At 64.1% G+C, this 19,551-nt stretch carries 19 protein-coding genes; 14 read left to right on the top strand and 5 right to left on the bottom strand.

Translation table 11 applies throughout. The features are described from left to right. From AC1DS3_RS19560 to AC1DS3_RS19515, 10 genes are all read left to right on the top strand, one after another. On the top strand, positions 1-1,072 hold a 1,072-nt coding region (locus AC1DS3_RS19560), incomplete at its 5' end, for an MFS transporter (RefSeq protein ID WP_477127744.1). 57 nt (positions 1,073-1,129) lie between these two features. Then, positions 1,130-1,402 (top strand): hypothetical protein, encoded by a 273-nt coding sequence (locus AC1DS3_RS19555; protein WP_441631719.1) that lies wholly within the window; start codon positions 1,130-1,132, stop codon positions 1,400-1,402. Between the two features lie 341 nt (positions 1,403-1,743). Beyond that, the gene (locus tag AC1DS3_RS19550) at positions 1,744-2,076 is read left to right on the top strand and encodes a hypothetical protein (RefSeq protein WP_441631835.1); all 333 of its coding nucleotides are present in this window, start codon (positions 1,744-1,746) and stop codon (positions 2,074-2,076) included. A 352-nt stretch (positions 2,077-2,428) separates the two neighbouring features. After that, a complete protein-coding gene (locus AC1DS3_RS19545) occupies positions 2,429-2,947 on the top strand; it encodes a DUF4142 domain-containing protein (protein WP_477127743.1) in 519 nt (172 codons plus the stop codon). A gap of 23 nt (positions 2,948-2,970) precedes the next feature. Then, positions 2,971-3,336, top strand: coding sequence for a cupredoxin domain-containing protein (locus AC1DS3_RS19540; protein ID WP_441631715.1), 366 nt, complete (start codon positions 2,971-2,973; stop codon positions 3,334-3,336). A 43-nt stretch (positions 3,337-3,379) separates the two neighbouring features. Continuing rightward, entirely contained in the window at positions 3,380-4,576 is a 1,197-nt protein-coding gene (locus AC1DS3_RS19535; RefSeq protein WP_441631713.1) for a DUF4382 domain-containing protein, read from the top strand. 452 nt (positions 4,577-5,028) lie between these two features. Further along, positions 5,029-5,292: a hypothetical protein gene (locus AC1DS3_RS19530; RefSeq protein WP_441631711.1), complete on the top strand. Its 264-nt coding sequence runs from the start codon at positions 5,029-5,031 to the stop codon at positions 5,290-5,292. Then, positions 5,289-6,338, top strand: coding sequence for a multidrug transporter subunit MdtN (gene mdtN / locus AC1DS3_RS19525; protein WP_441631709.1), 1,050 nt, complete (start codon positions 5,289-5,291; stop codon positions 6,336-6,338). The genes AC1DS3_RS19530 and mdtN overlap by 4 nt, the downstream gene beginning before the upstream one ends. Next, positions 6,319-8,346, top strand: a complete 2,028-nt coding sequence (locus tag AC1DS3_RS19520) for an FUSC family protein (RefSeq protein WP_477127742.1) — start codon at positions 6,319-6,321, stop codon at positions 8,344-8,346. Before mdtN ends, AC1DS3_RS19520 begins: the two co-directional genes overlap by 20 nt. Beyond that, the gene (locus tag AC1DS3_RS19515) at positions 8,333-9,871 is read left to right on the top strand and encodes a TolC family protein (RefSeq protein ID WP_441631705.1); all 1,539 of its coding nucleotides are present in this window, start codon (positions 8,333-8,335) and stop codon (positions 9,869-9,871) included. The genes AC1DS3_RS19520 and AC1DS3_RS19515 overlap by 14 nt, the downstream gene beginning before the upstream one ends. Positions 9,872-9,921: 50 nt before the next feature. Here AC1DS3_RS19515 and AC1DS3_RS19510 read toward each other — a convergent pair whose 3' ends face one another. The 5 genes from AC1DS3_RS19510 to AC1DS3_RS19490 form a co-directional block, all read right to left on the bottom strand. Then, the gene (locus tag AC1DS3_RS19510) at positions 9,922-11,256 is read right to left on the bottom strand and encodes a spinster family MFS transporter (RefSeq protein WP_441631703.1); all 1,335 of its coding nucleotides are present in this window, start codon (positions 11,254-11,256) and stop codon (positions 9,922-9,924) included. Positions 11,257-11,438: 182 nt separating this feature from the next. Next, complete coding sequence (locus AC1DS3_RS19505) at positions 11,439-12,410, bottom strand: quinone oxidoreductase family protein (RefSeq protein WP_477127741.1); 972 nt, start codon at positions 12,408-12,410, stop codon at positions 11,439-11,441. A 206-nt stretch (positions 12,411-12,616) separates the two neighbouring features. Then, positions 12,617-13,675 carry a beta-keto acid cleavage family enzyme gene (locus AC1DS3_RS19500; RefSeq protein WP_441631699.1) on the bottom strand — a complete coding sequence of 353 codons (1,059 nt, stop codon included), beginning with the start codon at positions 13,673-13,675 and terminating at the stop codon, positions 12,617-12,619. Between the two features lie 67 nt (positions 13,676-13,742). Then, positions 13,743-14,591 carry a TauD/TfdA dioxygenase family protein gene (locus tag AC1DS3_RS19495; protein WP_441631697.1) on the bottom strand — a complete coding sequence of 283 codons (849 nt, stop codon included), beginning with the start codon at positions 14,589-14,591 and terminating at the stop codon, positions 13,743-13,745. A gap of 153 nt (positions 14,592-14,744) precedes the next feature. After that, positions 14,745-15,344, bottom strand: coding sequence for an RBBP9/YdeN family alpha/beta hydrolase (locus AC1DS3_RS19490; protein WP_441631695.1), 600 nt, complete (start codon positions 15,342-15,344; stop codon positions 14,745-14,747). Between the two features lie 225 nt (positions 15,345-15,569). Between AC1DS3_RS19490 and AC1DS3_RS19485 the strand changes: the two genes are divergently transcribed. The 4 genes from AC1DS3_RS19485 to AC1DS3_RS19470 all read left to right on the top strand — a co-directional run. Further along, the gene (locus tag AC1DS3_RS19485; protein ID WP_441631693.1) at positions 15,570-16,607 is read left to right on the top strand and encodes an AraC family transcriptional regulator; all 1,038 of its coding nucleotides are present in this window, start codon (positions 15,570-15,572) and stop codon (positions 16,605-16,607) included. A gap of 456 nt (positions 16,608-17,063) precedes the next feature. Beyond that, positions 17,064-17,750, top strand: coding sequence for a hydrolase (locus AC1DS3_RS19480; protein ID WP_441631691.1), 687 nt, complete (start codon positions 17,064-17,066; stop codon positions 17,748-17,750). Positions 17,751-17,787: 37 nt separating this feature from the next. Continuing rightward, entirely contained in the window at positions 17,788-18,786 is a 999-nt protein-coding gene (locus AC1DS3_RS19475; protein ID WP_477127740.1) for an alpha/beta fold hydrolase, read from the top strand. Between the two features lie 155 nt (positions 18,787-18,941). After that, the coding region (locus tag AC1DS3_RS19470; protein WP_477127739.1) for an amidohydrolase family protein at positions 18,942-19,551 on the top strand (610 nt) is incomplete at its 3' end.

Here is a 19,551-nt window from a genome sequence, read left to right as displayed (position 1 = left end):
GGCAGTGGGATTGATCAGCAGTGCCACCCTGATCGGCTCGGCACTGGCGACGATACTGGTGGGCGTCATCGGCCATCGCTACCCGCAGCGCCGCCTGCTGTTGTTGGCGGMGGCATTGATGGCCGCGACCGGCATAGGTTTCGCCGGACTGTCTTCCCTTTGGCCGCTGTTGCTCGTCGCATTCATTGGCACGCTCAACCCAAGCTCCGGAGACGTCAGCGTGTTCCTGCCACTCGAGCAGGCCGCTCTTGCGGATTCGTCGGCCTCCGACGGCCGCACGGCGCTATTCGCCCGTTACAGCCTGACCGGGGCCCTCTCCGCCGCCATAGGCGCGCTGGCAGCAGCGCTGCCGGACTGGCTCGCCGCGCAAATCGGGATTCCTTTTCTCAGCGCCATGCGCGCGATGTTCATGATCTATGCCTTGACCGGTGTCGCACTCTACGCCCTCTATGCCCGCATGCCCGTGCCACACCCCCACGTGCCGTCAGTGAGAATACCGCTTGGCMCCTCTCGCCGCATCGTTACCCACCTTGCGCTGCTCTTTAGCGTCGACGCCTTTGCCGGCGGCCTGGTGGTGAACTCTCTGCTGGCGCTGTGGTTGATGCAGCGCTTCGGTCTTTCCCCAGGCGCCGCTGGCCAGTTCTTTTTCTGGGCGGGGCTGCTCACCGCAGGCTCCCAGCTCGTTGCCGTGCCGCTAGCTCGCAAGTTCGGCTTGCTGAACACGATGGTGTTCAGCCACATTCCCTCCAGCCTCTGCCTGATCGCGGCCGCTTTTTCTCCCTCCCTGGCAGCGACCCTGGCCCTGTTGCTCGTGCGCAGCGCGTTGTCGCAGATGGACGTACCGACCCGGACCGCTTATGTGATGGCCGTGGTGACGCCGCCCGAACGTCCGGCGGCCGCAAGTCTGACTGCGGTACCGAGGAGCCTGGCATCCGCACTTGGCCCGGCCCTCGCGGGCGGCCTCTTGGCAACGGGCTGGGTCGGCGTCCCGCTGGTTGCCTGCGGCCTGCTCAAGATCGCCTATGACCTCGCGCTCCTCCGTGCATTTCGGCACATCAAGCCAGTCGATTGAACGGAAACTTGGGRGGCAGTTTCCACCTCAAATACATAGAGTGAGATGGAGGTTGTCATGCGCATATTGATGCACCTTGTTTTGGCCGCCTTGCTCGTCGGTTGCACGACCCAAGCCGAACGCACCGCCCAGGCGGAACGTGAGGTCGACCAAATGATCAGCGTGTATGGCCCGGCGTGCGAGAAGCTCGGATATAAGGGCAACTCCGACCCATGGAGGGACTGCGTTTTGAGCCTGGATGCGAAGGAAAGCACAGAGCGCTACAGCCGTTACCCGACTTCGACGACTTGCTTCGGGCATCGCGGTTTCTTCCAGTGCACGACGTTCTAGAATTTGCTTCTTGTCCTCAGGATCGCGCCATAGTCACCGCTGGCTGTGCTTGACGAACAAATTGCCAGGATTGGAAACAAGGTGGAACAGGCGAACTTATCTTGCATGTTTATTCTTAATGACAACCACCATTAAACTCGCAAATAGGTGTACCCCATAGGCTCCTGATACAACCGCTTACACGTTGGTCGCCACGCCGATGGCCGAGGCGTCAACCTCGTTGCGCGCGCACCGTTACAGACGGTAGCCCATCTTTAATTCTGAAAATAGGCTTAATTCTGCAAATAGGCGGCCGACTGATGGCCGCAGCGCGTATTTCCAGAAGCATCAGGAGCATCATCATGCACAGGGTCTTGGCATTTGGCCTGCTGGCTGGCATCGCCGTTCTTACCTCCGGCTCTGCCGAGGCACGCGTTGACGTAGGAATTGGTATTGGCCTGCCCTGGCCGGCCGTGGTTGCGCCTCCTCCTCCTGCTTACTATGAGCCGGCACCCGTCTATGAGCCGGCACCCGTTTATGTCGCACCTCGGCCGGTCGTTGTTGCACCCGGCTACTACGACGATTGGCAGGCCCGTGCCTGGCGCGAACAGCAATGGCGTGAAAGGCGCTGGAGAGAACGCGAATGGCGCGAGCGGCACCGCGAGTGGCATCGCTGGCACGACGACGATGACTGACGCAGCGACAAGCGAACTCGATCGTTGATGGCATTGACGAATCGTCTCGCGGGCTCGGATGTATTTCGCGACGATTCTAAACAGTGCCGGTGCGCCTTCCCAAGGGTACGCAATTGCCGGAGCGAGGCACGCACCGTTGCTTTTTTTATCTTCTTGGCACATCGCATCCGGACGGCCCGCATAGACGAAAATTGTCTTCGCCTAGCCTATATTCAATGTGTTGCCGTGGTCGCCTGTGGGGATAGCCGGCGTCATTGCGGGCGCCCTGAATCCAGGGGGCCGCGCGGCACCAAAACCCACTGCCATGCGGGCTAGGAATGCGTGGCCAATTCATCGCTGAGGAGCAAAAAAAATGAAGAACATCTCGGTAACTCTCGGGGTCATCCTTGCCCTCGCCGGAGTCGCAGCCGTGGCCCAAACACCCAACGACGCGCAGATCGCGGCGATCGTCGTCACCGCAAACCAAGTCGACATTGACGCGGGAAAAATTGCGCAGAGGAGCGGTCACTCCCAGGACGTAAAGGCTTTCGGAAAACAGATGGTCACTGACCATACCGGTGTGAACAAACAGGCCGTGGCGCTGGTCAAGAAGCTGAAAGTCACTCCGGAGAAGAATCCAACGAGTGAAAGCCTGCAGTCTGGCGGCAACGAGAACGTAAAGGCGCTGAGGGGACTCAAGGGCGCAAGTTTCKACAAGGCGTATATCGACCACGAAGTGGCGTATCACGAACAAGTGATTGATGCACTCGACAAGACGCTCATTCCCAATGCGCAGAACGACGAGCTAAAGGCGCTGCTGGTTGCTGTGCGCCCGGCGTTTGTCGGGCACCTGGAGCATGCGAAGCAGATCCAATCCTCGCTAGGCAAGTGATTCTCTGCACCAGCAAGACGTCCATGCACCAACTACCGACACGACCCGATGGGCGGCGGCGAAGGCACCTGCTCGCGGTTGCACTGATCTTTGCGTGGGGCATGCCCTGCGTCGGTCCCAGTGCAATCGCGGCCGAAAAAACGGAAAGACACACGGTGGTGATCGAGGGCGCGAAGTTTGAGCCCGAGGCCATTAGCGTCAAGCGAGGGGATACGATTGTGTGGGTCAACAAAGATCCATATCCCCACACCGTCACGGCGCCCGGGGTGTTCGACTCCCACAGCATCGTTGCTGGCGGGTCGTGGCGGTATATTGCACACAAAACTGGCGAAATCCCCTATGCCTGCACGCTGCACCCGAACATGAAAGGGGCGCTCAAGGTCGAATAGCCGCCAAATCGAGCTTTATCCCGGAATCCGGAGACAACACACCATGAGTCCCAAGAACCGTTTCCCGTTACCCCTGCGGTTTCTCGTGCTTGGTGGCGCGGTCGCTCTTGCCGGCTGCGGCGGTGGCGGTGGCGGATCGTTCAGCAGCGGTTCAGGCACTTTGAGCGTGTCTATGACCGACGCGCCTTCCTGCGGCTTTGACCATGTATTTGTCACTGTTGACAAGGTGCGGGTCCATACCAATCCCAACGCCGATGTGAGCGGCTCTGGCTGGGCCGACGTGACTGTCAGCCCGGCGCGACGGATCGATCTGCTGTCGCTCACCAACGGTGTGCTCACGGTGCTCGGCCAGACCCCGTTGCCAGCCGGCACATACCAGCAGATCCGCCTGGTGTTGGTCCCCAACGGGGCCGGCGCCCTGGCCAATTCCGTGGTTCCGACCGGTCGTAGTGAGCAAGCCCTCGATACGCCCAGCGCAATCCAGACCGGAATCAAGATCATCCGGCCCTTCACGGTGGCGCCCAATACCTTGACTGACCTGATACTTGACTTCGATGCCTGCAAGTCGATTGTCGCGCGCGGCAATGGCACTTTTGGCCTGAAGCCAGTGGTGACCGCCCTGCCGACCGTGGTGAGTGGCGCGGTCACGGGGATGCTGAGCAGCGCGCCCGGCGCTCAGGTCTATGCCGAGCGCAATGGTGTAGTGGTTAAGGCGACCATGGCTGACGCCAACGGCAACTTCACCCTCTCGCCGATTGAGCAGAGCAGCACCGCCGGCAATGTTGACGTGGTGATCGTGCCAACCTCGACGAATGGCCGGGGCACCGGCATCGTACGCAGCGTGCCTGTGGTGGCGGGCGGCAGCACCGCCGTCGCGACCGCGGCGGCGCCCATCAGCCTTCCGATCTCCGTGTTCCGCACCGTTTCCGGCGTGGTCACTCCTGCCAGTGCGCAAGCCACGATCCGCGCCCTGCAACTGACAGGAGGCGGCACTTTCGAGATCGCTGCGACGGCAGCGGCCTCTGACACCGGAGCCTACAGCCTGTTCCCGAACCAGCCTGCCCTGCCGGCAGCCGCACCGGTAGTGGGAACCTACCAGACCACGCTGCCGATTCCGCTGACGGCGGACGCCAGCGCCGCAGGAAAATATAGCATCCAGGCGACCAGTACAGCTGGCACGGTCAGCACGCAGCAGGTCAATGTGACCCTATCGGATGTGACCCAGAACTTTGCATTCTGACGCGCAGGGTGCCGGCAGGGGGACCGATTGCCCTCCCTGCCGGCATCTCGGTCCGCCAGTGATGCGGCGGCAAGCTGCGGCAGACTGAATGCGTTGATGTCTTGGGCCCGCAATATAGCGGGTTCGACCTGAGACCTGAGACCTGGTTTGGATGCGGAGGCACGGGAACAGACGCTGGCCGAGATGTGCATTACAGAGCACCAGCGCAATCCTATGTGGAATCATGACCAATGGCGTTCGCACGGCATTTCCATGGGCTCATTTCTGACATATTTTCGCGCCGAAGCACTGCATCCTTGGCCCCCAGCGGCGCCGCGCGCCGTCAGCCCGGAATTGACCAAGAAGGATTGTGTTCAAGCTCCAACGCCAAGTTTTCCTTGTCCCTTGGACAATCTTGGACAATCGCGAATACTCGCTGCTATATTGCGTGAACCAATCCTGCCCCAGATCCCATGGCACGCTCGCTTGTGCTCGTCGTGTTAGCCGCTTCGCTCTATGGTTGCGCCGGTGCACCGTCCTTCGGTCTGTTTGGCGCCTATTTTCCCCTTTGGCTCTTGAGCGCCCTGATCGGCATCGTGGGCGCCGTCATTTCCTGGCGGTTGTTTATCCTGGCCGGCTGGGCGGATATCGTCGGCTTCCCGCTGCTGGTGAACACGGCGATCGGCCTGATGATCGCTGAAATCGTCTGGTTATCGGGTACGGGACACATCCTATGAAAATGGCCGGCGTGCGCAAAAGCCCGCTGCGCGGGAAATTGATCGCCCTGGCGATCGTTGTTCTGGCCATCCTGCTCTCCATCTATGCCTGGCATCGCACCGAGCGGTTTCCGTCGTCCGACGATGCCGGGCTCGATGCCGACATGGTGCATGTGGCCTCGCCCGTGGGCGGCAGGATCGCGAGGATCCTGGTCAGCGAGAACCAGCACGTGGCTAAGGGCGCTGTGCTGTTCGAGATCGATCCTGTGCCATACCGGCTAGCCGTGGCCCAGGCGACTGCCGATCTGGAACTGGCGCAGGCTGCGCTGGGCACGCGCCGACGCACGATTGCCACTGAACACGCCAACGCGGCAATTGCCTCGGAGCAGACCGCCCGCACCGAGCAGAACTACGCGCTGACCGCGCGCACCGTGGAGCGCCTGCGTCCGCTGGCCGCGGATGGCTACGTGCCGAAGCAGCAGCTCGACCAGGCCGAGGTGGCGCAGCGCGACGCGGCCGTATCGCTGAAACAGGCCAGTGTGCAGCGTGCCGCGACGGCAAAGGCGGTGGGCACCGAGGACGATGCCACGGCAGCTGTGCGAGCGCGCGAGTCGGCTTTGGCCATCGCCCAGCGGGCACTGGACGACACCGTGGTTCGCGCCCCGCATGACGGCCGCGTGAGCGGCCTGACCGTACTGTCCGGCGAAGTCGTGATTCCCAATCAGTCCCTCTTCCTGCTAGTGCATACCGGCGAATGGTTCGCCGTCGCCAATTTCCGTGAAACCCAGCTGGCCGATATCCGTCTTGGCGATTGCGCCACGGTCTATTCGATGATCGACCGCAGCCATGCCATGCGCGGCAAGGTCCAGGGCATTGGCATTGGCATCACCGATACCGAGCGCCTGAACCTGCCGCGCTCCCTGCCCTATGTCCAGCCGTCGGTGAACTGGGTGCGTGTGGCCAAGCGATTCCCGGTGCGGATCAAGCTGGAAGAACCGCCGGAAACGCTGGCCCGGGTGGGCGCGAGTGCAACCGTCGAGATCCGGCATGGCGCTGCCTGCCGCTGACAAGTTGCGCCTCGGGCTGGCCGGTCTCGGCGCCCTGCTGGCACCGTTTCCGGGCCGCGCAACGGCCACCACGCGCATTGCCGTGGCTTGCATGTTGACGGTGCTCGTCACCAGCATCTATGGCACGCCGGAGGCGGCCATCTCCGCCTATGTCGTCTTTTTCATCAACCGGGCGGATCGCGTTACCAGTATCGTGATGAGCGTGGCGGCGCTGGTGCTGGTCAGCATCATCATCGGACTCGTGATGCTGCTGGCCGATTTCACTGTCGATGATCCACTGAGCCGGGTGGCTTGCATGGCCGTGCTGTCGGCCGCCCTGCTCTTCCTGACCTCGGCCAGCAAGTTGCGCCCGGTGGGCGCCATCATTGCCATGATCATCGGGTTCGGGCTCGACGAACTCGGCCTGGTGCCCGGCGGTGAGATCGCCACGCGCGCCCTGCTCTATGCCTGGCTGATGGTGGCGATTCCGATCGGCGTGAACGTGGCGGTCAACCTGGTGCTGGGGGCGTCGCCGCGCCGGCTGGCCTGCGACCAGCTGGCCCATTGCCTGCGCGTGGCGGCAGCCTGCCTGCGCGATCCAGCACCGGACGGCGCCGCGCTGCAGGCTGCGCTGCACACCGGCGTTCAGCCGGTGGCGGGCTGGCTGAAGCTGGCAAGGATCGAAGGCTCTGCCAATGCCAGCGACGTAGCCGCGCTGCGCCATGCCGCGGCGTCAACCATGGCGATCCTGCTGGCGGTCGATGTCGCCCGCCGGCAGCCGGGCGCTCCCCTGCCCGCCCCGGTTGCCGATCCGATCGCCGACACGCTTGACGCGATGGCGCGCATGCTCGATGCGGGTGGCTATCCGGTGGAAATCGGGCTGAGCCTCCCGGGCGCCAGCCAGCTTGCGCCGGCGCAGGCGGCGGTTGCCAGGGAACTGCACACGGCCATCAACGGCTTTGCCGAGCCCCCAGCATCGGACACGGCGACGGACACAGCGACAGCCCCGACGCCCGCGACCAGCCGCGGCGGCTTCCTTGACGCAGATGCCTTTAGCAATCGCGGCCACATCCACTACGCGCTCAAGACCACCGGCGCGGCCATGTTCTGCTACCTGCTCTATCAGCAGCTCAACTGGCCTGGCATTCATACCTGCTTCATTACGTGTTATCTCGTGTCGCTCGGGACCGCCGCGGAGACGGTGGAGAAGCTATCGCTGCGGCTGGCCGGCTGCCTGGCTGGCGCTGTCATCGGCACGGCCGCCCTCGTGTATGTCGTGCCTTCGCTATCGTCTGTGGGCGGACTCATGTTGCTTGTCTTTGCGGGCACGTGGATATCGGCCTGGGTTGCGCAAGGCTCCGCGCGCATCGCCTACGCAGGCTTCCAGGTCGCGTTCGCGTTCTACCTGTGTGTCATCCAGGGCGCCGGCCCGGGCTTTGACCTGACCATCGCGCGTGACCGGGTCATCGGCATCATGCTCGGCAACCTGATGGTCTACCTGGTGTTCACGCGCGTCTGGCCGGTCAGCATTACCGCGCGCATTGAAGCGGCGCTGGACCGGCTGGCCGAGCAGTGGCAGCAACTGGCGCATGCCAGGCGGCCCGACGACCGGCGCGGGCATGCCACAGCCGCGCTGGCCTTGCAGGGCGATATTGCGCAGGACCTGATCCTCGCGCACTACGAGCCTGCGCCCGTAGGCCCGGCGCCCGAGTGGGTCGACGACCGCCAGCGGCGCCTGCACTCGCTCRACGCGATTGCCGGTCCGGCGTTCCTGTTCGCCGAGCGGTTCCCGGGCGACCCCGACCTCGCGCGGCGGCTTCGCACGCTGCGGGCCCACGATACGGCGCCGCAGCCAGTRCAGCCCACTGACACTACCACCGCCGCTCACGCCCCTGAGGCCACTGACGCCGCCGGTCACAACGGCCCGGCCCGCGACGCCTTGCTGGCTCTCATCGACAAACGCCTGACCGCCTCCGTAGCCGACGCCGCGCAGGCGGCCCACCCTTCCCCAATCCATGCGCAAACGTGATTCGCTGGTGATTCCGCTATCGCTGATGGCCGCGACGCTGGCCGGTTGTGCCACGTCGTCGCTGAATCTCGCGCCTGCGCAAGCCGATCGGCCGTGGCAGCCCGCCACCACGGCATCCGGAGAGATCGTGCCCGGCGCGGCGGCCAGGGCCGCCTCCGCGTCAAGGCCTTCCGACTACACGCTGCCCGCCAATTCGGCGCTGGCATCGATCGCACCGCCGCCAGCGCTCGATCCGGCGCACGCGTACTCGCTGCCGGAACTGATCGACGTGGCCGAGTCCGCCAACCCGCTGACACGCATCGCGTGGAACGACGCACGCAATGCGGCGCTGGCCGCGGGCATCGCCAAGGCCAGCTACCTGCCGCACATCTCGGCCGCGGCCATGGGCGGCTACCAGAACGGGCATCTTTCCACCAGCACACCCCTGGGATCGGCCGGCACGAACATATCCACCCACGGCGCGGTGTCGGTACTGTCGCTGCAATGGCTGCTGTTCGATTTCGGTGAACGTGCGGGGATTGTCGATGCCGCGGAGCAGACTTCGATTGCCGTCAACATTGCGTTCACGGCCGTTCACCAGCGCATCGTTCACGATGTCAGCGTGGCGTTCTACCGCTATCAGGCTGCCCGGTCGCGCGGCGGCACGGTGCAGCAGGCCATGACCAACGCCGAAGCCGTGCTCGCGGCCGCCAAGGCCCGCTACCAGCGCGGCATCGGCACGGTCGTGGAGGTGGCGCAGGCCACCCAGAACCGTGCGCAGACCAACCTTGCGATGGTGCAAGCGCAGGGAGCCGAGACCGACGCGTATCTGGCCCTGCTCACGGCCATTGGTATTTCGCCGTTGTCGAAACCACGCATCGCCGAAATGCCCGTGCGCCCCTTGTCGCCGGCCTTGCGCGGCTCGATCGAGCAGATCGTCGAAAGCGCGATCGCGCAGCGGCCCGACGTGCTGAGCGCCTACGCGGCCGAGCGTGCCAGCCAGGCCAAGGTCAAGGCGGCCGAGGCGGCGTTCCTGCCCAAGGTGTTCCTGTCCGCTTACACGTCATATGCGTCGGGTGGATCGTCCATCTCGGCGATTCCGCCAATCGGCCAGCAGCCGCCGACGCTGAACCTCAACGGCTATCGCTACGGCGCCAGCGTATTCCTTGGCGTTACCGTGCCCATTTACGACGGCGGGGTGCGCTCGGCGGTTGTCGCGCAGTCGCGCAATGACGTCGACAGCGCATCGGCCCGGCTGACGCGCGCCAAGGAAGAATCGGTGCGGCAAGTGGTGGTCAGCCAGAGCGCGCTCGAATCAAGCCTGGCGGCGTATGACGCGGCCAAGGCGCTGGCCGACGCCGCCCAGGTCACCTACAACGCGGCCTTTGCTGCATATAGCAAGGGCGTGGGATCGGTAACCGAAGCCAACCTGGCGCAGACCCAGTTGCTACTGGCATGGAACGCGTCGACCGATGCGTATAGCGGGGCGCTGGCCGCCGCCGCCACGCTGGCGCTCGCGACCGGGGCGATCGGCTCGACGCGTTGAGCCGCCCGAATTGACGGGTGCCCCGGGCGGGGCCGAACAGGAGGCGCGAATCAGGCGGATGCCGATGCGAGCGGCACTTCGTCGTAAGTCTGCAGGCGAATGTCGGCCCGATGCAGATCCGTTTCATACTGGCGTGCCGCCAAAAGGAAACATGCGGCTGCGACCAGGCCGAATGCCGGCATCACCGCAAGGGCCGTCTGCAGGCCAAGGGCGTCTGAAATCGCCCCCCCGACGAAAGGCCCAACCGCAAGGCCAAACATATTCTGAAAGAGCGACAGCAGTGCGGCGCCGGTGGAACGCACGCCCGGGTGAACGACGTCGAGCACAATACCCGCCGCCGGCCCTACCGTGCACGTCATCAGGAAGCCGCCGAACGCGATTAGCAGGAACTGCTGGCTGGCTGGCATCGTAACGGTAAAGGCCGCAACAAAAACCAGCAGGGTCGCCACGCACAGGAAGGCCACGGCGAGAGGCTTGTTGCGTGGCCGGCGTACAGCCGCCCTGTCCACCACGAGACCCCACACGAAGGCCCCCAGCGCGCCGCACAACACGATCAGCGCCGCCTCTTTGGCGGCAACATCCGGGGCTGCACCGTGGAACCGGTTGAAATAGCTGGGGAGCCAGGCCCAGACGGTAGACACCACGATGAGCTGAAACGCTGCGCCGATGCAGGTCCACCAGACCGTACGCGAGTCAGACAACGCGCTTGCGACGTGCCTGATGAAGTTCCATGGTGACTCCTTTGCCTTGTTCAGCCGGGACGTCAATCCCACGGTCTTGTAGTCGGGCACGAACAGGTACAGCAGCGCGATTGCCAGCCCCGGGAAGCCCACCACGCCGAACGCGGCCTGCCAGCCCCAGCGCTGGGCGATCACGCCGCCCAGCATGACGCCGAGGACAGCACCAATGGAGCCGGCGGCAAAGAACGCCCCCAGCAACATGGAGCGCATGCGCTTGGGGAACAAGCTGGCAATCAGCGCCGCGCCGACGGAACCATAGCCGCTTTCGCCAACGCCTACCATGGCGCGTGCGGCAAACAACTGACTGTAGTTGCGAGTGAACATGCATGAGATGGTCGCTACGCTCCATACCGTTGCCATCACGGCGACACTCTTGACTCGGCTCATCCGATCGGCCAGAAGGGCGACGGGCAGGCCGCCCAGTGCGACAACGATCGAGATGATCGACACCAGTGCGCCAAGCTGCTTGTCCGACAAGCTCCACGCTTCCTTCAAGTGGGGAAACAACGAGACAATGACCTGCCGGTCGATGTAGTCGAACAGCATCAGCGCAAAGGTCATGCCAAAGGCAAACCAGGCTCGGGGCCGGCTGACCAGATAGTCGTCGCGATCATCTGGTCCGGAATGCGGGGTGTGCGGGTTCATGCGTGTCTCCAGAATGGGTTGGCTCTTGCATTGAGAGCCACCTCTGATGCTTGCACAGTCTGCTACGTGCAACTGACAGTGCCGGCTGCCTTCCGGCATGGTGCGTTCACAGTCAGGCGGACACGCCAGCAATGCGCCCTTGATGCGTGCCGCGTGTGCTTCGGCATCGTGACAATGCCCTGTCAGGGCACCAGGACGGTGGAACCTACTGTCTTGCGCGACGCGAGCGCCCGATGCGCGTCGGCGGCATCGGCCAGGGCAAAGGTCTGCTGGGGTTCGCTAGCGATGCGGCCGGCCAGCACGTGCTCGAACAATTCCTTGGCCATCTCCAGCATGTGCGCGCGCGGCTGGATATAGTGCATCATGKCCGGCCGCGTGAACCAGATCGATCCCTTCACGGCCAGCATCTGGGAATCGACGATCACCGCTCCCGACGAGGTGCCGTTGCTGATCAGCGAACCGCGCGGCTGCAGGCAGTCCAGCGAGGCTTCCAGCGTGTCCTTGCCCACCGAGTCGTAGACCACCGGAACACCCTTGCCGTCGGTGATCTCCTTGACGCGCTGCACGATGTTCTCGCGCGAGGTCACGATGGTGTGCGCACAGCCGTTGGCCCTGGCGATCGCGGCCTTCTCGTCGGTACTCACGGTTCCGATCATGGTGACGCCCATCGCCCGGGCCCACTGGCAGGCGATCAGCCCCACGCCACCCGCAGCCGCGTGGTAGAGGATGGTCTCGCCACCCTGCAGCGGGTAGACCTGACGGAACAGGTATTGCGCCGTCATGCCCTTCATCATGAGCGTGGCGGCGGTGCGCTCGGAGACGCCATCGGGCAGCGGGATCAGCACCGCGGCCGGCATCACGCGCACCTGGGAGTAAGCGCCCTGCGGCCCRATCAGGTAGCCGACGCGGTCACCCACGCGGATGTCCGTCACGCCGGAACCMACGGCCTCGACGACCCCGACCGCGTCGGAGCCCAAGCCGTTGGGCAGCGCCAGCGGGTAGCGGCCGGTGCGGAAATAGAGATCGATGAAATTCAGCGCGATATAGCTGTGGCGCACGCGGGCCTCGCCGGGGCCGGGCTCGCCGACCTCGACTTCCTCGAACTTCAGCACTTCCGGGCCGCCGGTTTCGTAGAAGCGAATGGCTTTTGACATGCTTATCTTCCTTTGTCTGTTCTGTGGGGTCCCGCGCCGCCGACTCAGTTGGTCACTGACAGCCCGGCGACGGGGTTCGTGGGCGGGCCAGCGGCGCCGACGCGCACAGGGCGAAGGCGACCCTGAGAAGCGCCGCACGCTGGCCGGACTTGTTGGCTTGCTTCGTCATGGGTCTCCTTGCCGTTGTGAGCCAGGGCGTGGCGCGCTCAGGCGACCTTGCGCAGATGGCCCTGCTGGCGGCCAATGCGGTTGGGCGCGAAGCCGTTGGCCGCCAGGGACTCCTCCACCGTGTCGTAGAACACGCCGATCTTGGAAATCTCGCGCGCCTGCTGCGCGGTGGCGATCGGGCGGCCGAACTCGCGTGAAATGCGCACCAGTTGCTCGATCTGCTGGACCGTGCTGAACTTCTTGGAGCGCTGCTGGTTCCAGAGGTTGTCCTCGATGCCGCAGCGCACATGYAAGCCCATGGCGATACCCATCATGTTGATCGGCAGCACGTTGAGCACGGAGCTTTCCACCGTCAGCACTGCGCCATCGGGCACGGCGCGCACCATGTTGGCCATGTTGTAGATGTTGGGCGCGTCCATGCCGCCGCTGATGGCCACCCAGTTCATGACCAGCGGGCCTTTGTAGATGCCCCTGCGCATCAAGCGCTCGACCGACTCGAAGCTGTTGATGTTGTAGCACTGGAATGCGCTTTGGATGCCAGCAGCCGACAGGCGGCGGATGTGCTCCTCGACCCAGCCGGGCTGCGAGGGCACCGTCATTTCCTTGTATGCCTGAAAGGTGGCCGGATCTTCCATCGACGTGCCGCGCAGGTCTTCGTAGTCGAAGTGCTCCAGCACATTCATCTGCGAGGTGTTCACGGTMACTGTGACCTGGTCGGGCTTGGGGTCGAGATCGGCCAGCATGTGGCGCGTGTCATCGGACAGCCACTTGGCGGCAGCGCCATCGGTCTCTGGCGCGAAAGAGATCGAACCACCTACCTGGATGATCATCTCGGGCACGGCCTTGCGCACGCCGGCGACCAGTTCGTTGAATTTGGACAAACGCTTGGAGCCGCGCCCATCGAGTTCGCGTACATGCAGGTGCAGCACCGTGGCACCCGCGTTGTAGCAGTCCACCGCCTTCTGGATCTGCGCCTCCATCGTCACCGGGATGTCCTCGGGAAAGTCGGAGGGGACATAGGACGGCGCGTAGGGCGCGGCCGTGATGACGAGCGGCTGCTGGTTTTCGGGGAACAGGTGTCCGTCGAGAAAGTTCATGGCGTGTCTCCTGGGGGGAAAGAAGAATGGGGATAGGGTTAGCGGGAATGAGGTTCAGAACACCAAGTCAGAACACCTTGTCGCCGATAATGCCGGCGCGCTCCATCTTGCGATGGCAGGGTGCGTAGTCCATCACGGCGTAGTGCTGCGTCGAGCGGTTGTCCCAGATGGCGATGCTGTTCGGCTTCCAGCGCCAGCGCACCTGGTACTCGGGGATCAAGGCCTGGCTGATCAGGTACTGCAGCAGCGCCGAGCCGCCTTGTGTGAAATCCTGGCCGTAGCGCACGTTGGCCGGCGTGTGGAAGTTCGTGAAATGGGTGGCGAAGCCGTTGACGAACAGCACCTTCTCGCCGGTCTCGGGATGGGTGCGCACCACGGGATGTTCGGCATCCGGGTACTGGGCCTTGAGTGCCAGGCGTTTCCCGGTCGGCATGGCCGCGCCGAACGTGGCTTCGATGCTGTGCCGCGCACGCAGGCCAGCGATCTGGATCTTGACCTGGTCGGGCAGCTTCTCGTAGGCCAGCGCCATGTTGGCCCACATGGTGTCGCCGCCCACCGGCGGGCATTCCACGCAGCGCAGCACGCAGCCCATTGGCGGCGTCTCGCGCCAGGTGGCGTCGCAGTGCCAGCCGTTCTCGTAACGGTCGTTGGGGACCTCCGGCGACTTGTAGATGCGCACCAGGCCGGGGTGGTCCGGGTCGCTGCCGACCACGGGGTGGTCCTCGAGCTCGCCGAAGCGGCGCGCGAAGCCCACATGCTCAGCGCGCGTAATGTCCTGGTCGCGCAGGAACAGGACCTTGTGCTTGAGCAGCGCGGCCCTGATCTCGGCGAACAGCCCGTCATCGTGCACGGCGTCTGCCAGGTTCACGTTCACGAGCTCGGCACCTATGGCGCACGTCAACGGTTCAATCTGCATGGTTTGTCTCCTTCGTTTTTTTTCATATCACCACCACGTACGGGCCCGTGGTCTTGCGGGACTCGCGGTCGCGGTGAGCATGGCCGCCACACGCGACCTGCAGCGCTGGTCGGGCCGCTCTTGCGTTGAGAGCTGCCGCCAATGCTTGCCCAGTCAGTGGTGCAACGTGGGCGCGGAGCTGCTCGAGAGCCGCCCCGCGTCAAGCCGTTCGATCAACTGCGAGGCCATCGGCCAGGGCCCATAGCCAGATGCCGGGTTCAGATGACCGACCTTGCCCAGGTCCACCGTGTCACTGCCCCAGGCCCGCGCGAGTTCGATAACCCTTGGCAGCTCGCCCAGCGGATCGTTCTGGCTGGTAGCGACCAGGCTGGGAAACGGAAGCCGCTGGCGTGGTACCGGGAGCCAGCCGCTGGAGTGGATCGCGGACAGTGTCGGGTAGCCTTCCGGCATGGGGCGTTCAAAGTCAGGCGGGCACGCCAGCAATGCGCCCTTGATGCGTGCTGCGTGTGCGGTTGTCAGGGCCCAGTGGGCAAGCATGATGCAGCCCCCGCTGTGGGCGACCAGCAGTACAGGGCCGCCAATGCCTGCCACCGCCTGCTCGATTGCCGCGACACGGCGATAACAGTCCAGGTTTTCGCGCCCCATTGGCGGCACCGTGCGGGCACTGGGCAGCCGCCCGGCCAGCAATGTCTGCCAATGGTCGGCAACCTGGTCACGCAGGCCGGGGACGATAAGCACAATGGAGGTTGTCATGATGGAATTCGATTTCAGGTTGTGCTGGAACTGGGGTCTGCCAACAGCTAGCGTCTGCGCATGAGGTCCGGCGTGAAGACCGACACCACGCTGTGCGCCATTGATCTCGCGCCGCCGGACATCGGGGGATCAAATCCACATCCGATCCACATCAGAAGACTATCTCTGCAAGACCAAATGTGATGTATTATTTGGGACATTCGATGTCTAAATTGGGACACACCCATGCGCGGCTACACGCCCTTGATCCGAAGCGCCAGTCTTACCGGCTACACGGAGCTGGCACGCCACCATGGACTCAACCCTGACGCGATGCTGCGCAAGGTGGGGTTGAATCCCCGGAGCCTTCTCGATCCCGACATGCCGGTCACTTCCATGGCGGTGCGCCAGTTGCTTGAGGACAGCGCATCGATGGCAGGCGTGGAAGACTTCGGCTTGCAGCTGGCCATGGACCGGCGGCTGGCCAACCTGGGCCCAATCAGCTTTGTGATGCGCGAAGCGCCAAATGCCCGGCAGGCGCTGGACAACCTGTGCCGCTATATGCGCCTGATCAATGCGGCGCTGCTGACTAATATCGAGGACTTTGGCGATGCTGTATTGATTCGCGAAGAGATCCTGGCCACCGGCAAGTACCCGGTGCGGCAGTCCATTGAAATGGCCGTGGGCGTGCTATACCGCACCATCCAGGAACTATTGGGGCCAACCTGGCGGCCCCGAAGCGTCTGTTTCGAGCATCGTCAACCGCGCGGTGCTACGTGTCACAAAGCGCTGTTCGGCTCGGTGGTTGAGTTCAATGCAAGTTTCAATGGCATCGTCTGCGCCGCAAAGGACCTCGCCGCGCCCATGCCGGCCAATGACTACCGTATGACGCCATATGTGCGTCGCTTTCTCGACCAGGCCTTGTCTGGATCCAATGAGAGTGCGACGCATACCGTTCGGCAGGTCGTGGTTGCCATGTTGCCGGGGGGCAGGTGTACGTCGGACCAGGTGGCAAAGCACCTTGGCGTGGATCGCAGAACGTTGCATCGCCGGCTCGTTGCAGAAGGCACGAGCTTCTTGTCACTGCTCCAGGCGGTGCGAGCTGAACTCGCCTCCCGCCAGATCCTCGACAGCGATCGCTCTCTCGCCGAACTCGCCGATCTGCTCGGCTTCTCAAGCCCCAGCGCTTTCGCTTTCTGGTTCCGAAAACACTTTGGCATGACGGTGTCGAGCTGGAAGCAAACCTCACAGGCACTCGCAGATTCACCGCCGCAACGCGGCTGATCTTCGCCCTCGCCCACTGTCACCTCCGCATCGAGGTGGCATTGCATTGCCCAAAATCCTGCCCGGTCTCGCCGGTATGATCGCCTCATACCAAAGGGCAATAGACACCCCCTGCCCCTGCGCCTAGCCTTGCGCTGGCCCTGGCAGCAGGTATTCCTGGCCGCAAACGCGGCGCAGAACGGAGCTTGGCCGGCAGCAGCCCCCCCATGTCCATCATGTCCACCATGTCCATACGCCCCGGCAACAGCTGACTAATACGAATAGACAATGGCGACAAGCACCATGCGGATTTAACCTTCGTTCGGGGACTTACGCAGAGATCGGCCACACTCCCGCGCATCACGGCCGCGCCGCCGGCGTGACCGATAGCGCAGCCCCCGACCGGGGATCGGCCGTCTGTCGCCTGTGCCGCGCCATGCCTGCACGATCCTGCCAATCCAACTTCAGGAGAGAATCATGACCAATCCCAAGCTAGAAGTGCTGACCCCGCAGAACAGCCAGCTGATCTTCATCGATCATCAGCCGCAAATGGCCTTCGGCGTGCAGTCGATGGACCGCCAGGCGATGAAGAACAACGCGGTCGGGCTGGCCAAGGCGGCCAGGATCTTCAATATCCCTACCACCATCACCACGGTGGAGAGCGAGTCGTTCTCGGGCTACACCTACCCGGAACTGCTCGACGTATTCCCCGGCCAGCAGACGCTGGAACGCACCTCGATGAACTCGTGGGACGACCAGAAGGTGCGCGACGCGCTGAAAGCCAACGGCCGCAAGAAAGTCGTCGTCGCCGGCCTCTGGACCGAGGTTTGCAACACCACCTTCGCGCTGTGCGCGATGCTCGAAGGCGACTACGAGATCTACATGGTTGGTGATGCCTCCGGCGGCACCAGCAAGGAAGCGCATGACTACGCCATGCAGCGCATGGTGCAGGCCGGCGTGGTGCCGGTGACCTGGCAGCAGGTGCTGCTCGAATGGCAGCGCGACTGGGCCCATCGCGACACCTATGACGCCGTGATGAAGCTGGTCAAGGAACACTCGGGCGCCTACGGCATGGGCGTGGACTATGCCTACACCATGGTGCACAAAGCCGCGCAGCGCACCGCCACGCCGCACGAGTCCCTCGCGCCGGTTCCGGCCCGCTGATTCGCGCAAGCACCACACTTATCTCGGGCAGACAAGCATGAGCGCGCAATCCAATCAGCAAGGCACAGCCCGGAACCCGTCGCGGCGCGAGCTGCTGGTATCCGGCGCCAGCACGGCCGGTGCCGCCGCACTCGCGGCGCTGGGCAGCACCGCCGCCGTGGCCGCCGGCAAGCCGCAGGGCCACGCCGCCTCCCACCATACCGGAGCACGCAGCATGAGCACCATCACCACCAAGGACGGCACCCGGATCTACTACAAGGACTGGGGCACCGGCCGCCCGGTCGTGTTCTCGCACGGCTGGCCGTTGAACGCCGACGCCTGGGACGCGCAGATGCTGTTCCTGGTACAGCACGGCTTCCGCGTGATCGCTCATGACCGCCGTGGCCATGGCCGCTCCGACCAGGCCGCCAAGGGCAACGACATGGACACCTATGCCGACGACCTGGCTGCGGTGATCGAAGCGCTGGACCTGAAGGGTGCGGCGCTGGTTGGCCACTCTACCGGCGGTGGCGAGGTGGCSCACTACATCGGCCGCCACGGCACSSGGCGCGTGGCSMAGGCSGTGCTGATCGGSGCGGTGCCGCCCATCATGGCAAAGACCACATCCAACCCTGGCGGCCTGCCGATGGACGTGTTCGATGGCATCCGCAAGAGCACGGCTGAAAACCGCTCGCAGTTCTTCAAGGATCTGGCGGTGCCGTTCTTCGGCTTCAACCGTCCCGGCGCCAAGGTCTCGCAAGGCACCATCGATGCGTTCTGGGCACAGGGCATGACCGGCAGCATCCTGGGCCAGTACCTGTGCATCAAGGAATTCTCGGAAGTCGACTACACCGAGGACCTGAAGAAGATCGACGTGCCGACGCTGATCCTGCACGGTGATGACGACCAGATCGTGCCGATCGACAATGCGGGCAAGCTCAGCGCCAAGATCATCAAGAACGCCACGCTGAAGGTCTACCCCGGTGGCGCGCACGGCATGTGCGTAGTGGAAGCCGACAAGGTCAACGCCGACCTGCTGGCCTTCCTCTCGGCCTGATGAACATGCCGTCCCGCGACCAGGAGACAGGCCGGGACGGCCTGTCTGCATCCGACGCCTCCCAGTCCTCCTCGCCTTCCGTCTCACTGACCCGCCGCCAGTTCATTGCCGGCGCCGCCGCGCTCGGCGCGGCGGCCGCCAGCCGGAGTTTCGCCATGACCCAAACCAGCACGCCAGAGCTCATCCTCGTCAACGGCAAGTTCGCCACGCTTGACCGCGCCAATCCGCAGGCCGATGCCGTTGCCATTCAGGACGGCAAGTTCATAGCCGTCGGCACCCGGCACGAGATCATGCAACTGGCCGGTGCCGCTACCAAGGTGGTCGACCTGCAAGGCCGCCGCGCGATTCCCGGGCTGATCGACAGCCACATGCACATCATCCGCGGTGGGCTGAACTACAACATGGAGCTGCGCTGGGACGGCGTGCGCTCGCTGGCCGATGCCATGCGCATGCTCAAGGACCAGGTGGCACGCACGCCCGCGCCGCAGTGGGTACGCGTGGTCGGCGGCTTCACCGAGCATCAGTTCGCCGAAAAGCGCCTGCCGACCATCGAGGAGCTGAATGCGGCGGCGCCGGATACGCCCGTGTTCATCCTGCACCTGTACGACCGTGCCATCCTCAACGGCGCCGCCCTGCGCGCCGTGGGCTATACCAAGGACACGCCGAACCCGCCGGGCGGCGAGATCGTGCACGACAAGGCCGGCAACCCCACGGGCCTGCTGCTCGCCAAGCCAAACGCCACGATCCTCTATGCCACGCTGGCCA

This window comes from Cupriavidus sp. 01L46, assembly GCF_056399905.1.
Note: the sequence above shows the minus strand (reverse complement) of the source record. Positions and strands in the feature narration are given on the sequence as shown.

Bases quoted from the DNA above. Each gene is read 5' to 3' on its own strand.
- AC1DS3_RS19555 (WP_441631719.1), top strand. From the start codon at position 1,130: ATGCGCATATTGATGCACCTTGTTTTGGCCGCCTTGCTCGTCGGTTGC.
- AC1DS3_RS19550 (WP_441631835.1), top strand. From the start codon at position 1,744: ATGCACAGGGTCTTGGCATTTGGCCTGCTGGCTGGCATCGCCGTTCTT.
- AC1DS3_RS19540 (WP_441631715.1), top strand. From the start codon at position 2,971: ATGCACCAACTACCGACACGACCCGATGGGCGGCGGCGAAGGCACCTG.
- AC1DS3_RS19535 (WP_441631713.1), top strand. From the start codon at position 3,380: ATGAGTCCCAAGAACCGTTTCCCGTTACCCCTGCGGTTTCTCGTGCTT.
- AC1DS3_RS19530 (WP_441631711.1), top strand. From the start codon at position 5,029: ATGGCACGCTCGCTTGTGCTCGTCGTGTTAGCCGCTTCGCTCTATGGT.
- mdtN (WP_441631709.1), top strand. From the start codon at position 5,289: ATGAAAATGGCCGGCGTGCGCAAAAGCCCGCTGCGCGGGAAATTGATC.
- AC1DS3_RS19515 (WP_441631705.1), top strand. From the start codon at position 8,333: ATGCGCAAACGTGATTCGCTGGTGATTCCGCTATCGCTGATGGCCGCG.
- AC1DS3_RS19510 (WP_441631703.1), bottom strand. From the start codon at position 11,256: ATGAACCCGCACACCCCGCATTCCGGACCAGATGATCGCGACGACTAT.
- AC1DS3_RS19495 (WP_441631697.1), bottom strand. From the start codon at position 14,591: ATGCAGATTGAACCGTTGACGTGCGCCATAGGTGCCGAGCTCGTGAAC.
- AC1DS3_RS19490 (WP_441631695.1), bottom strand. From the start codon at position 15,344: ATGACAACCTCCATTGTGCTTATCGTCCCCGGCCTGCGTGACCAGGTT.
- AC1DS3_RS19485 (WP_441631693.1), top strand. From the start codon at position 15,570: ATGCGCGGCTACACGCCCTTGATCCGAAGCGCCAGTCTTACCGGCTAC.
- AC1DS3_RS19480 (WP_441631691.1), top strand. From the start codon at position 17,064: ATGACCAATCCCAAGCTAGAAGTGCTGACCCCGCAGAACAGCCAGCTG.